Origin of the sequence: Xylocopilactobacillus apicola (genome assembly GCF_033095985.1) — a bacterium.
In the GTDB taxonomy this organism is placed as follows: domain Bacteria; phylum Bacillota; class Bacilli; order Lactobacillales; family Lactobacillaceae; genus Xylocopilactobacillus; species Xylocopilactobacillus apicola.
The window spans coordinates 1,292,826-1,306,432 of record NZ_AP026802.1; the positions used below are offsets into that span (position 1 = coordinate 1,292,826).

A 13,607-nucleotide genomic window follows, 5' to 3' on the forward strand; every position below is an offset into this window, starting at 1 on the left:
CCTTACTTAAATTAGTTGCACCAATGCCATAAGAATTGGAATAACAATTAAGGACAAAAGAGTCGATTCCGCCACCATAATTGAGGCAAAATCAGCATCTGCTCCATAAATGTTAGCAACAATTGGCGCATTCGTCATGACTGGCATGGCTGATTGAATAATAAAAATTTGTTTAACCAAAACTGGTAAATTTGTAAACAATAACATGATTGCCATAAATAGTGGCGCAAAGAAAAACCTTCCTGCCAAAATTCCCAGGCTACTGCGTTCAATTTTAATTTGTTTAAAACCAATTCCAGCAATTGAAATTCCGATAAAAATCATCGACAAAGGAATTGTTAACCCACCCAAATAAACTAAATCTTTGTATAGAAAAGGTACGTAATTAAAAATATTGAATGGTAAGATAACTAATATTATAGCAATCATGAAACCTACTAAAGGGGGAGAAAAAATTCGACCAATTAACTCTTTACAAGTTAATTTACGGCAAATTTGACCGTCTTTTTGAATTAGCCAAACTCCTAAAGTCCAAAAGATAGTTGTGTTAGCAATATAATAAACCAAGACAAATGGTAGACTTTTATCACCAAACAAAGCAATATTAACCGGTAAGCCAATAAAGACAGTGTTAGAGTTAAAAAACATTGAAGAGAAAATGCCTTGGTGGTGCTTGGGAATTCTCAATAAACGAACAATGACCAAAGAAAACCCAAATAAAATAATCATCGATATGAACGGAAAAACAATCATCGGTAGATCTCGCTGCAATTTATCTAATGTAAACTGATTGGTGATTGTCGCAATCATGTAACACGGCAAAGCAATATTTGTTACAATTCGGGAAATTGTTTTGGTGAAATTACGATCAAACCAACCCTTTTTTGCAAAGAAATAACCGACTCCGATCATTACAATAACTACCAGGATTCCCTGAATTGCCCGAAAAAAAACTGCTAACATCTTTTAACTCCCTCTAAAAGTTTAACAGTATTTAATCTTAGCACAATTTCAAATTTTATGTATTTTTAATCAAAAAATCTTCAGATTTTTTACCTGAAGATTAATTAAAGGCTTAGATAGTTGTATAAACATTAAAGAGTACTAATAATATTTGGAGCTTCATCAATTGCTGCTTGAATTTTATCAGTCTCTTTTCCTCCAGCAACAGCCATTAGCGGATTTCCGCCTCCACGACCACCAAAAATCTCGGCAAATAAATTAATAGTTGTCTTGGCGTTAACTTCTTTAGTCGCGCGTTCTTTAGAAAATGCTACTAAGAATGAAGCTTTACCATTTTTATTACTTGCTATCAGCAAAAGATCTGAAATTCTCTGATTACGCCACTTATCAGCAATTTCTCTAAGTTCTTTTGCATCAAGGTTCTGTAATACTGCGGCGGTATAAGTCCATGAACCTGATTTTTCAACTTTTTCAAATAGAGCTTTCGCTTCATCAGTTGCGTGAGCTTCCTTAAGAGCATTTAACTCCTGTTGAACTGATTTCAACTCATTTTTCAAATTAACAACTTTTTCAAGTCCATCTGAAAGTTTTAGCACGCTAAGCTCTTGCATCACTGATTTAGCTTGAGCTGCTTCATCTTTTAGATAATCATACAAACCATCGCCCGTTAGAGCAACAATTCGACGAACACCTGAACCAATTCCGCTAGACTCAGTAATCTTAAACATCCCAATCTCAGCAGTATTATTGACATGATCTCCCCCACACAACTGGGTCGAATAATCACCCACCTTAACTACTCGGACGACATCTCCGTATTTCTCAGAAAATAGCGCAACTGCACCTTGATCAATTGCTTCTTGATAGGGCATTTCTTGCGCGGTTACAGCAATATTTGCAAAAATCTTCTCATTAACGATATCTTCAACCTTCGTGATTTGATCTGAACTCAATTTCTCATCACTAGTAAAATCAAATCGCAAATACCCTGGGGCTACAAGCGATCCTGCCTGGTGACTGCTTGGTCCCAAAACATCCCGCAAAGCTTCATCAACTAAATGGGTCGCTGTATGATTTCGTTTGATTTGCTCGTTACGTTTGGCATCAATTTCTAAACGATATTTATTTCCAACTTTAAGTTCCTTTAAGACAGCAAGATAGTGCATATTTTGACCATTAGGAGCATGTTTTGTATCACTAACTGTTGCCACTAACTCACCACTTTGATCGTAAATCCAGCCAGTATCTCCGACTTGCCCTCCCATTTCTGCATAGAAAGGCGTTCGATCAAAGATCGCTAATGCATCACCTGTAGTAACCACTGAAACTTTTTGTTCGTCTTGAATTAATAAATCCAATTCACAATTATCAACAACTTGTTCTTCATATCCCTTATAAATGCTTTTTTCTTGATAATTAAGTAGATCAGCATTTTGGCTACCCATCGAAATAGTGACACCACGAGCTTTACGAGCTCGCTCTTTTTGATTTTCCATATCTTTTTGGTAACCAATTAAATCAACTTTTAGCCCTGATTCTGCAGCTGCTTCTTGGGTTAACTCAACTGGAAATCCGTAAGTATCAAAAAGTTTAAACGCATCACTTCCTGAAATAGTCTTGGATTGTTTAACTTCAGGAGATTCAATTAATGAGTTCAGTAATTTCAGGCCATCATTTAGAGTAACTGCAAACTTAGCCTCTTCGCGCTTGATTACTTGTTGAATTTTAGCCATATTATCACTAAGTTCAGGATAGTAAGATTTCATAATTTCCGCCACGATTGGAGCTAAATCAGCAAGAAATTGACGATTTACTTTAAGTTTTTGTCCATTTAAAACAGCTCGACGCAACAATCGCCTTAACACATAACCTCTTCCAACATTTGATGGCTCAGCTCCGTCACTAATCGCAAAAACTAATGTTCGCACGTGATCTGCAATGATTTTAAAAGATGAATCAATCTTTTCATCTTGCCCATAGCGATAAGGGGAATCCTGCTCAATTGCGTGAATGATCGGTAAGAACAAATCTGTTTCATAATTTGTCTTTGCATGCTGAAAAACAGAAACTACTCGTTCTAATCCCATCCCGGTATCAATATTTTTGTGAGGTTGTTCGACATAACTACCATCTGGAAGATGATTCAATTCAGAGAAAACAATATTCCAAATTTCTAAATAGCGTTCATTCTCGCCACCCGGATAATTCTCTGGATCATCGACTGGAATATTATTAAACTCCTGTCCCCGATCAAAGAAAACTTCGGTGTCTGGTCCACACGGGCCGCCACCAATATCCCAAAAATTATCTTCTACTTCATAGATATGGTCAGATGAAACTCCATTTTGGATCCACAGTTTTTTTGAGTCTTGATCTTTAGGATAAACTGTGACGTAAAGTTTTGATTGATCTAAGCCAAACCAATCAGGACTTGTTAAAAGTTCCCACGCCCATGCAATTGCTTCCTTTTTGAAATAATCGCCAACCGAAAAATTTCCTAGCATTTCAAAAAAAGTTAGATGCCGAGCAGTTTTACCAACATTTTCGATATCATTAGTTCGAATACTTTTTTGAGCATTTGTAATCCGCGGATTTTGCGGGACAACCGTTCCATCAAAATATTTCTTTAAAGTAGCGACCCCTGAATTAATCCAAAGTAATGACGGATCATCAACAGGAATTAATGAAGCACTAGGTTCAACATCATGTCCTTTTGACTTAAAAAAATCCAAAAACATTTGTCTCACTTGTCCACTTGTCAATTCTTTCAAAGTTTATACCTCTTAATCAATTTTAATTCTAATCACTGGCCGATACTCCATCTGCCAATTATCGATTGGTTCTTTAAAATAGTCAAAGTCCGGAACAAAACCACTGTCAAAAAAACTCGCATATTTTACATATTTAGTTAAACGTCCCTTTTGGCTCACTGGTCCTTCTAAATAACGAAAAGGATTATCAGTTAACAAATAATTATTATCATCTTTTTTAATCTTAATTCCAAACCGATTTGGAACATAATAAAGCCGGTCCACTGTTGCTGGATCTAAAACATCACCCCAAGGGAAAAACGTCATCATTCCTCCACTTTTTAGGTAGTAATACTCATCTGCAGAGATGAAATCAACTCCTCTTTTGGCGAAATTCTCCATTAGTTGACCTGGCTGTAAACAAGATTTTTTAAAGACCTTGGCCACCTTTTCTAATGAATCCTCCTGCAAAAAAAAGTGGGGTGTATCTTGACGCGTTTTAAAAAGCTCAGTTAATTCATTTCGATAAGTCATCTCAATCTTACTATCGATTATTTGACGACCATCGTAAAGATCATAATAACCAACGCTTTGTCCACTCACCGGTATTGCATCAACTGATACCAAAAATGGATCGATAGAGACCTGTTGGGGATCATGTTTTTTTTGGATCGTATAATAACTCGCATATTTAAAAAATTTATCTGCCTGAGCTTGATTAAAGTGATTATCTAAAGCAAATAAAAGCTGATTATTTTCACAAAAACTATCCCAATCGTAACTTTCGAGAAAGTCTCTTTTTCCTGGAACGAAGACGTAACGTAACCCGTCGATAACAACTTCCCAAACTCGAAAACGTTCATTTTTAAAATGTCGTTCAACAGGCTTTAGATCTTGAATCTCACTTAAGGGGCTTACAAAATAGCGAATAATTTGTTGAAAATTTCTTTTTTGCTCATCCTCCGTTAAATCAGGCCACACTTCCAAATAGAGTGCATTAAGCTCTTTCATTAGACTGCTTGCCCTTTCTTCTCATTTGACGCTTGGTATACGAGTTAATGCGATGCTTATAACCAGGCTTTACTTTCTTCATTCGGCTAGGCACTAACACATCTCGGTGATGATTAGCAAGCTGTTCACGATGCCGTTCACGACGCTTACGGTGATCAATTTTTACCAGCTCTCCCTTGGAAAGTCGTACTTCTTGGAATTTAATTCCCTTTGCTTCCAAAGCTTTTACTTTTTTAAGGTCTTGTTGATACAAAGTGATTGCAACCCCTTTTTGACCCATTCGAGCAGTTCGACCGACCCGGTGAATAAAATACTCTAAATCATTAGGAATATCATCATTAACAATTAAACTAATCCCAGGAATATCAATACCACGAGCTGCTAAATCAGTCGAAACAACAAATTCATAATCAAGATTAATAATCTTTTTCATAATTTGATGCCTGCGACGACTCGGTAAATCGCCATGCATCTGAGCAATGTTTAAGCCTTTTGCACTAAGAAATTGATAGATTTCTTCAACTCTCTTTTTGGTGTTAGCAAAAATGAAAACCAAAAACTCTGGTTTTCTAGTAACAAGGCGATAAATAATTTCTTCTTTTGTTAGAGAACGTGTAGAAATTAGATAATTCTTGACATTATCGTTGATGACTTTTTCGTTAGGAACTTGCTTAATTGCAACATCCCCGTGTAAATACTTTTTGATCATCAACTGAAGTTGTTGATTTATTGTCGCTGAGAAGAACAAAATTTGATGAAGATTAGGAAGTGTCTCTAAAATCACGTTCAAATTCTCGGCATTTCCAAGATCAAGTGCCATATCTGCTTCGTCAATCACCAAAGAAACAAACGAGGCGTAATGTTTTCTAAGCTCTGGCAACAATTCGACAATTCGCCCAGGTGTTCCAATCACAATTTGTGGTAAATTATTTTCAACTTTTGCTTCAAGACGTGATAATTCTTTACCACCAATCAAAAGCTGAATTTTTGCAGGTACTGGCAATAATTGATTCAACTCATCTGCCATCGAAGCTAATTGTTCAGCTAATTCGCGACTCGGCGAAACAATCACTGCCTGAATTTCTTTTTTAGCCAAATCAAGATTATTAAATAATGGCAATAAAAAAGCGTGACTTTTTCCACTGCCAGTTTCCGACATCCCAATCACGTTTTCTTTTTTTAAGGCACTAAAAAAGATGCGTTCTTGAACTTTCGTAGGTTTTTTAAAACCTAGTTTATCAATTGCTTCAACGATTTCAGGTTTAAAATTGTAATTTGCAAAAGGTGATTTCTGCTGGTTTTGATTATTTATAACTCTCTACCGCTCTTTCTAATTCCTTATAAATTTCTGATAATTCTCGTTCATCTTCAGCGTCAGCCCCACTGGCCAAAGCATGTCCACCACCATGATGAGATTTAGCAATTTCATTAATTGCAACGCCCTTTGATCGTAAATGTACTCGAAAAGTCAAGTCGCGTTTTTGAACAAAAACTACCCACGCCTTCACATTTGATAAATGACCTGGTACCGATACAATCGTATGAGCTTGATCCATGTTCAATTGATATTCTTGAAGAGTATCACGATAAACAATCACCATGGCAGCCCCACTTTGACTAATTGTTAAGTGTTCTAAAACATAGCCTTGCAGTCTGCCTTGACCTAAGGTGATCTCACTTAACCTCTCAGCAATTTCTGAAGCATTAAATTCATGTTTTAAAAGATCCGCGGTGACTTCAAAAGTATGGGCCGTAGCATTCGAATAAAGAAATCTCCCCGTATCACCAACAATTCCCAAATAAAGGAGACGGGCCGCCTTAGAGTTAATTTTTAATTTACCATGGCTTTTTGAAACAAGATCCCATAAAATTTCACTGGAACTTGAGGCCTCAGGCACCACATAACGAATCGTTCCATATGGATCATCGTCTGGATGATGATCAATTTTAATTAGCCCTTGACCAAGATGATAGCGCTCGTCATCAATTCGCGGAGTATTTGCCGTGTCGGTGACAATAACTAATGATTTAGCAAAATCCTGATCAGTTAAATTATCCATCGAGCCAACCCAGCTTAGCGAGGATTCATTGATCCCGCCAACCTTGATTTTTTTTGAAGGAAAAGAGTTTCTTAAAATTTCCGCCAATCCTAATTGAGAACCTAATGCATCTGGATCTGGGTGTTGATGACGAAGCACAATTATCTGAGATGATGATGTAATTAAATTTAATATTTTTTCTACTTGATCATTCATGATCAACCTTCTTTTCTATCCTTGATAAATCCAGTAGTTGTGATCATTAGCTAACAAATCATTGGCTGATCTCGGACCTAGAGAGCCTGCAGCATAAAATTCACTATCTGCAAGCGGTTGTTGATGCCAATAATTTACAATTTGATCTGTTAGTTTCCAAGAAGCGCACAACTCCTCCCACTGAACAAAATTAGTTTTATCTCCATTTAAAACGTCATGAAATAACCGCTGATAAGCTTCTGGCATTTGATGCCGTTCTTCTTCTGTATAAAGTCGCTGCATCTCAAAGTGTGACAAAATCTTCGTATCTCCGATGGACTTTGCATTATATTTTAAACTAATACCGGAAGATGGATCAATAAAAATCGTTAAAACATTGTTTTTAGCATCAAGATAAGGACCAGTTTCAGGAGCTTTAAAAACCACATCAATTCTGGTCTCTTTTTCTTTCAGTCTTTTTCCAGTCCGAAAATAGATTGGAACTCCTTTTAAACTAGGAGTTTGTAACTCCAATTTTCCTGCAACAAAAGTTTCAACATTGGATTTAGGATCGACTCCCGCTTCTTCTCGATAGCCAGGCATTTCTTTTGAAGCACAATATTGCCCTCGAACAAAATTATTCAACAAATCTTGTTGATTCAGTGGTTTTAAACTCGCTAATACGCGGTATTTCTGTTCAACAAAATCATTTGCCTCTAGACTTACAGGTTCTTCCATCGAAGAGAGCATCATTAACTGACTAATATGATTTTGAAACATATCACGTAAAGCTCCCGCTTGCTCATAATAGCCAGCACGTTCTTCGACCCCCACTTTTTCAGCAAGTGTAATCTGAATGTTACTAATAAATTTCGAATTCCAGATCGATTTAATTAAAGGATTACTAAAACGAAATGGTACAATATTTTGAACAATTTCTTTACCTAAATAGTGATCAATGCGATAGATATCTTTTTCAGGAAAAGCCTTTTGAATTTCTTCGTTTAAAGTTTTCGCACTTAAATAATCATGACCAAAAGGTTTTTCAATCACCAGGCGATTCGGGTGACTATTTTCTAAAAATTCACAACGAGCTAAATTTTCCGTAATGGTGCCAAATAAAGTAGGCGCCATTGCCAAATAATAAAGCCATGGTCCATCAATTTGAAACTTTTGAGCAATTTCCCGGGCTCGATGTTTTAACACTTTATAATGACCGACATCAGTCACATCATTAGCTTGATAAAAGAAGTGTTTAGCAAAGTTTTGACGATCGTCTTGTGTTGCACCATTTACCTTTGCAATCGAGTCAAGAACAATATTCTGGTAATATTCATCAGGCCACGAACGCCGAGAAGTTCCAATTACAGCAAAATGCTCGTTTAAGGTACCTGCTAAAAATAAACGAAACAAAGCGGGATAAAGTTTACGCCGTGCAAGATCCCCTGAGCCGCCAAATATAATAAATAACGTCTTTTTTTCTTCTACTAAATTGGAATCTAGATCCTTACTTATCGTTTTCCTCATTGTCGCTTTCTTCTTCTACATTACCCATCTCAGGGCTATCAGTATCATCTTTAGTGTTGAGATGTTCTGGTTTGTCGACAGATTTCACCTCCATAATTGCTCCAAGTTCAAAGGTTAAGAAAATATTATTTGCATTTAAAACAAACACTCTTTTAGCTTGATCAACCGAATCAACTGTACCGTGTAAGCCACTTCTAGTGATAACTTCATCACCCTTTTTGACTTTCGATAGCCGATCTTGTTGTTCAGCCATCTTCTTTTTTTGAGGGCGAACGGTGAATATGTACATTGCACCAAATAAGATAATCATCAAGACTAACATATACATCGTTTGTCCCCCTGCACCTTGTTGAGCAGCCATTAAATTAAGTTTCATTACTTTACACTCCTTGTTTTAAAAATTTTTAGCATTTTTTTGATTAAAGCCATACTTTTCAAAGAAATCCTCTCTAAATTCTAACAGATTCTCATCCAAAATGGCTTGTCGAACTTGCCGCATTAAATGCGTAAGGAAATATAGGTTGTGATAGCTAACCAACCTAATCCCCAAGATTTCATGATTAGCAAAAAGGCTACGAATATAAGCCTTCGTATAATTGCGACAAGTATCACAATCACACTCGCTATCAAGCGGCGAGAAATCCTCTTCGTAGCGAGCGTTTTTGATCACAACTCGTCCCCGATGGGTCATCGCGGTTCCATTTCGGGCAATTCGCGTTGGTAAAACACAATCAAAAATATCGACTCCGCGGATCACTCCATCGATCAAAGAATCTGCCGTCCCAACTCCCATCAAATAACGCGGTTTGTTCTCTGGTAATAATGGCGTTGTATAAGATAACACTTCGTTCATTTCTGACTTAGTTTCTCCAACAGAAAGGCCACCAATAGAATAACCTGCAAAATCCATTGCAACTAAATCTTTAGCACTTTGCTCTCTTAAATCGCGATGGCCTCCACCTTGAACAATCCCAAAAAGACCTTGATCAGGGCGTCCGGTTTTCAAGTGTTGCTGAAGTCCTCTCTCTGCCCAGCGGCTAGTTCGCTCAATTGCCGCTTTCATTTGATCATGACTACTGTCAAAAGGTTCTAAGATATCAAGACTCATCATAATATCTGAATCCAGATCATTTTGTACTCTGATCGACACCTCTGGAGTCATATTCATCCGATCACCATTAAGATGATTTTTAAATTCAATTCCTTCTTCAGAAAAATTTCTTAAATCAGCTAATGAAAAAGCTTGAAACCCTCCAGAATCAGTCAAAATTGGCTGATCCCAGTTCATAAATTCATGGAGGCCGCCAGCTTTTTTAACAACTTGTTCCCCGGGACGCACCCACATATGGTAGGTATTAACTAAAATGATCCCTGCACCTAGGCTTTTAAGATCGTCTTTTGACATAGATTTAACAGTTGCTTGGGTTCCCACAGGCATAAACATCGGAGTCTGATAAGTTCCTCGGGTTGTGATAATCTCTCCTGCCCGGGCTAAACTTCGGGGATCTTTTTTTTCTAAACGGTATTTAATTGGCCAGTCCATTTTCCCTCAATTCATTTAATTAACATCGCATCGCCAAAGCTAAAGAAACGATACTTTTGTTTAATTGCGTGTTCATATGCTGCTAAAATCTGTTCACGATTAGCAAAAGATGCCACTAACATGACAAGTGTCGACTTCGGCAAATGGAAATTAGTAATGAGTTCGTCTACTGCTTCCCACTTGAATCCAGGATAAATAAAAATATCTGTATATCCTGAGTCAGCGACAATTTTACCGTCATGATTATGAGCAACAGTTTCAAGTGTCCTTACCACCGTTGTCCCATTAGCTATCACGCGATGACCTTCTTGATGAGTTTGATTAATTAAATCGGCAGTCTTTTCATCCAAGATATAATACTCACTATGCATATGATGTTCTTTAACATTGTCGGTATTCACCGGACGAAATGTCCCTAATCCCACGTGTAAAGTAAGATACGCGACATTAACACCTTTATCTTTAACTTTTGCAAGTAAGTCTTTGGTCCAATGTAACCCTGCTGTTGGAGCGGCTGCCGATCCCCAGTTTTTAGCATAAACTGTTTGGTAACGATCTTTATCTGCCAATTTTTCTTTAATGTAGGGCGGCAGCGGCATTTCTCCCAACTGATCTAAAATTTCTAGGAAAACTCCCTCGTAATTAAAAGTTACATTGAAGCGTCCTTCTCCAAGATAGTCTTGAATCGTAGCTTTCAATAAGCCATTTCCAAAAACTACCTCTGTTTTCGAATGAAGATGGCGTGCTGGTTTGGCTAGAACTTCCCAATCATTACTATGAGTGTTTTTTAATAATAGAAATTCAACATGTCCATGAGTATCTGATTTTTCTCCGATTAAGCGGGCAGGCATGACCTTCGAATCGTTTAAGACCAAAGTATCACCTGGATTTAGATAATCAATAATATTATAGAAATGTTGGTCCGTCAATTGATCAGTTTTACGATCTAGCACCAAAAGACGTGAACTGGAACGATCTATAATCGGAGTTTGAGCGATTAATTCTGGCGGTAAATCGTAATCGTAACTCTCCGTTGATAATAAATTTATTTTACTATTCAAATTTCTCTTCTTTTCTAACTTTTTTTAAATGTTCAATCCCCATAGGAGTAATCATTCTCCCAGATGGGGTGCGAGCAATAAAGCCCAATTGGAGTAAATAAGGCTCGTATATTTCTTCAATTGTTTCACCTTTTTCTCCTAAATTTGCTGCAATGGTTCTAATACCGACCGCTCGACCTTGATAGAGATCATACATTAGATCTAAAATTTTGCGATCAAGTTGATCTAAGCCTTTTGAATCAACTTGAAGTTGATCAAGTGCCTGGCGGGCAATCTTTTGATCAATTTCAGATTTATTCTCAACTTGTGCAAAATCTCTAATTCTCCTTAAAAGTCGGTTAGCAATCCGGGGCGTGCCGCGTGAACGTAGAGCAATTTCCTTAGCGCCTTCCTCTGTGATTTGGTAATCTAGAATTCCAGCTGAACGAATCACTATCTGTTCTAATTCAGAACTATTATAAAAGTTAAGCCGTTCAGTAATACCGAAACGGTCTCTTAAGGGAGCTGTTAACATCCCCGCTCGAGTAGTAGCACCAACTAAAGTAAATGGGGGTACATCGAGATGAACCATGCGTGTTCCCTCTTGACCGTTAAGATTGATATCAAGATAGTAATCTTCCATAACACTGTAAAGAATTTCTTCAATCGAGCGCGGAATTCGGTGAATTTCGTCAATAAACAAAACATCTCCTGGCTCAAGAGATGAAATGATCGAAACTAAATCACCAGCCTTCTCAATTGCAGGACCGCTGGTTGTTTTCAGATTAGCATGAAGTTCATTGGCAATAATATTGGCTAAAGTTGTTTTTCCAAGACCAGGAGGTCCATAAAAAAGCACATGATCCATCGCCTCTTCACGCATCTGAGCTGCCTTAATATAAACTTCTAATTCAGCTTTAACCTTACTCTGACCTACATAGCTAGCTAACGTTTGAGGGCGAATAGAATCATTTGACTGCTCTTCCTCTAAATCCGTAATCTCGCTATTTAATAAATCTAAATCGTCATTAAAATCCATTTTATTTATCCGTTAAAATGCTTAGGCCGAGTTTTAAATATTCTTGTGTAGTCAATTCTTTTTGCTCTTTTTTCATAATTTTCCCTGCACCTTGAGCTTCTTTTTCACTAAATCCAAGTGCAATTAGTGCATCAATTGCATCTTGAAGAGCCTGATTTTCAACTGCAAATAGGCCTTCATTTTTAGAAACGGTACCCAGCTTACCTTTGAGATCTAAAATAATTTGTTGAGCAGTCCTTTTACCCACACCAGGAAATTTCATCAATAGTTTAAGATCGTCATTCTCGACTGCTTCTGCTAATTTTGTCGCATCTTTTGAAGCGACAATCGCATGAGCACTTTTTGGCCCGATTCCTGAAACTTTTAAAAGTTTCTCAAATAGCTCTAATTCTGCTGTCGTTTTAAAACCGTACAAAGTTAAATCAGTATCGGTAGAAACCATGTGGGTATAAAGCCGCGCCTGATCTCCTAAATTAAAAGAGTAAGGATCACCATTTTTAATTCTAAATCCGATCCCATTAATATTTAAAATAACCGCTCCCGCTTCAATTTGCGCAACGATCCCTTCAATGAATGCAAACATCTGTTCTCCTTATTTTAACACCTTAGAAAAGTTTGAAAAAGGCTCCTGCAATAATTACCACAAAACCCAGTATGATTCGATAAACACCAAACACTTTGAAATTATGCTTTTTAAGGTAGTTCATTAGAAATACTACTGCAAACCAAGCCACAATCATTGAAACAACAAATCCCACTAAAAGAGTAGTAAGTTCAAGACCGCTCATTGTAGCACCTTTTAAGAAAAATTTCCCTAACTTTAAAATCGTCACCCCAAACATTGTCGGAATTGCCAGAAAGAAAGAAAATTCAGTTGCTGCCATCCGGCTCATTCCTAGGATTAAAGCACCCAAAATCGTTGCGCCCGAACGTGAAGTCCCAGGAACAATGCTTAGTGCTTGAAAGCAGCCGATCGATAGCGCTAATCCATAAGTCATATTATGCAGTTTTGTGCGCCGAATCTGGCGAGTCCGATTCCAATTTTCAATTACAATGAAAAGAATTCCATAAATTATCAAAGTAGCTGAAACCACCTGCCAGTTCATCAAGTGTTCATCCATCCAGTCGTTTAGCGGCAATCCCACTACCACTGAGGGAATCACTCCCACCACGACATAAAACCATAATTGCCAAGTATCGTGTTTTTGTTGCCGATCTTTTTTGCCAGAAAAAGGATTCAGCCGATTAAAATAAATGAAAATTACTGCAAAAATTGCTCCCAGTTGAATCACGTAACTGAACATGGTCCAGAAATTGGCATCAAATGCGACAATTTTCGCATTCGGATCAACCGTTGTTGGGATTTTCATTAGATTTTCAGCTAAAACAATATGGCCTGTCGAACTAATAGGTAAAAACTCGGTAATTCCTTCGATAATACCGATAATAACTGCTTGAAGAATATGTATCATTATTATTCCAATCTAAGATATTTTCTAT

Annotated in this window: 12 protein-coding genes; all 12 read right to left on the minus strand. The window is 37.3% G+C overall.

What is annotated here, in order from left to right; genetic code table 11:
- Positions 1-6 precede the first annotated feature (6 nt).
- The 12 genes from R8495_RS06470 to R8495_RS06525 all read right to left on the minus strand — a co-directional run bounded on the left by R8495_RS06470 (position 7) and on the right by R8495_RS06525 (position 13,579).
- Positions 7-963, minus strand: a complete 957-nt coding sequence (locus R8495_RS06470; RefSeq protein ID WP_317634667.1) for an AEC family transporter — start codon at positions 961-963, stop codon at positions 7-9.
- A gap of 131 nt (positions 964-1,094) precedes the next feature.
- A complete protein-coding gene (gene alaS / locus R8495_RS06475) occupies positions 1,095-3,734 on the minus strand; it encodes an alanine--tRNA ligase (protein WP_317634668.1) in 2,640 nt (879 codons plus the stop codon).
- 12 nt (positions 3,735-3,746) lie between these two features.
- Positions 3,747-4,724 carry a hypothetical protein gene (locus tag R8495_RS06480; protein WP_317634669.1) on the minus strand — a complete coding sequence of 326 codons (978 nt, stop codon included), beginning with the start codon at positions 4,722-4,724 and terminating at the stop codon, positions 3,747-3,749.
- Entirely contained in the window at positions 4,711-6,036 is a 1,326-nt protein-coding gene (locus R8495_RS06485; protein ID WP_317636603.1) for a DEAD/DEAH box helicase, read from the minus strand. The genes R8495_RS06480 and R8495_RS06485 overlap by 14 nt, the downstream gene beginning before the upstream one ends.
- The gene (locus tag R8495_RS06490; RefSeq protein ID WP_317634670.1) at positions 6,029-6,979 is read right to left on the minus strand and encodes a DHH family phosphoesterase; all 951 of its coding nucleotides are present in this window, start codon (positions 6,977-6,979) and stop codon (positions 6,029-6,031) included. The genes R8495_RS06485 and R8495_RS06490 overlap by 8 nt, the downstream gene beginning before the upstream one ends.
- Before the next feature lie 15 nt (positions 6,980-6,994).
- The gene (gene zwf, locus R8495_RS06495; RefSeq protein WP_317634671.1) at positions 6,995-8,485 is read right to left on the minus strand and encodes a glucose-6-phosphate dehydrogenase; all 1,491 of its coding nucleotides are present in this window, start codon (positions 8,483-8,485) and stop codon (positions 6,995-6,997) included.
- Positions 8,466-8,861 (minus strand): preprotein translocase subunit YajC, encoded by a 396-nt coding sequence (yajC, locus tag R8495_RS06500; protein ID WP_317634672.1) that lies wholly within the window; start codon positions 8,859-8,861, stop codon positions 8,466-8,468. Before yajC ends, zwf begins: the two co-directional genes overlap by 20 nt.
- An 18-nt stretch (positions 8,862-8,879) precedes the next feature.
- The gene (gene tgt, locus R8495_RS06505; protein WP_317634673.1) at positions 8,880-10,028 is read right to left on the minus strand and encodes a tRNA guanosine(34) transglycosylase Tgt; all 1,149 of its coding nucleotides are present in this window, start codon (positions 10,026-10,028) and stop codon (positions 8,880-8,882) included.
- Positions 10,029-10,039: 11 nt separating this feature from the next.
- Positions 10,040-11,077 carry a tRNA preQ1(34) S-adenosylmethionine ribosyltransferase-isomerase QueA gene (queA, locus tag R8495_RS06510; RefSeq protein ID WP_331678046.1) on the minus strand — a complete coding sequence of 346 codons (1,038 nt, stop codon included), beginning with the start codon at positions 11,075-11,077 and terminating at the stop codon, positions 10,040-10,042.
- Between the two features lie 4 nt (positions 11,078-11,081).
- Entirely contained in the window at positions 11,082-12,107 is a 1,026-nt protein-coding gene (gene ruvB / locus R8495_RS06515; protein WP_317634675.1) for a Holliday junction branch migration DNA helicase RuvB, read from the minus strand.
- A 1-nt stretch (position 12,108) separates the two neighbouring features.
- Entirely contained in the window at positions 12,109-12,690 is a 582-nt protein-coding gene (ruvA, locus tag R8495_RS06520) for a Holliday junction branch migration protein RuvA (RefSeq protein ID WP_317634676.1), read from the minus strand.
- A 22-nt stretch (positions 12,691-12,712) separates the two neighbouring features.
- Positions 12,713-13,579, minus strand: a complete 867-nt coding sequence (locus tag R8495_RS06525) for an undecaprenyl-diphosphate phosphatase (protein WP_317634677.1) — start codon at positions 13,577-13,579, stop codon at positions 12,713-12,715.
- Positions 13,580-13,607: the final 28 nt, after the last annotated feature.

What these genes read in the sequence shown, in the direction of transcription:
- R8495_RS06470 (WP_317634667.1), bottom strand. Translation starts at nt 963, where the DNA reads ATGTTAGCAGTTTTTTTTCGGGCAATTCAGGGAATCCTGGTAGTTATT.
- R8495_RS06480 (WP_317634669.1), bottom strand. Translation starts at nt 4,724, where the DNA reads ATGAAAGAGCTTAATGCACTCTATTTGGAAGTGTGGCCTGATTTAACG.
- R8495_RS06490 (WP_317634670.1), bottom strand. Translation starts at nt 6,979, where the DNA reads ATGAATGATCAAGTAGAAAAAATATTAAATTTAATTACATCATCATCT.
- zwf (WP_317634671.1), bottom strand. Translation starts at nt 8,485, where the DNA reads ATGAGGAAAACGATAAGTAAGGATCTAGATTCCAATTTAGTAGAAGAA.
- yajC (WP_317634672.1), bottom strand. Translation starts at nt 8,861, where the DNA reads ATGAAACTTAATTTAATGGCTGCTCAACAAGGTGCAGGGGGACAAACG.
- tgt (WP_317634673.1), bottom strand. Translation starts at nt 10,028, where the DNA reads ATGGACTGGCCAATTAAATACCGTTTAGAAAAAAAAGATCCCCGAAGT.
- ruvB (WP_317634675.1), bottom strand. Translation starts at nt 12,107, where the DNA reads ATGGATTTTAATGACGATTTAGATTTATTAAATAGCGAGATTACGGAT.
- ruvA (WP_317634676.1), bottom strand. Translation starts at nt 12,690, where the DNA reads ATGTTTGCATTCATTGAAGGGATCGTTGCGCAAATTGAAGCGGGAGCG.
- R8495_RS06525 (WP_317634677.1), bottom strand. Translation starts at nt 13,579, where the DNA reads ATGATACATATTCTTCAAGCAGTTATTATCGGTATTATCGAAGGAATT.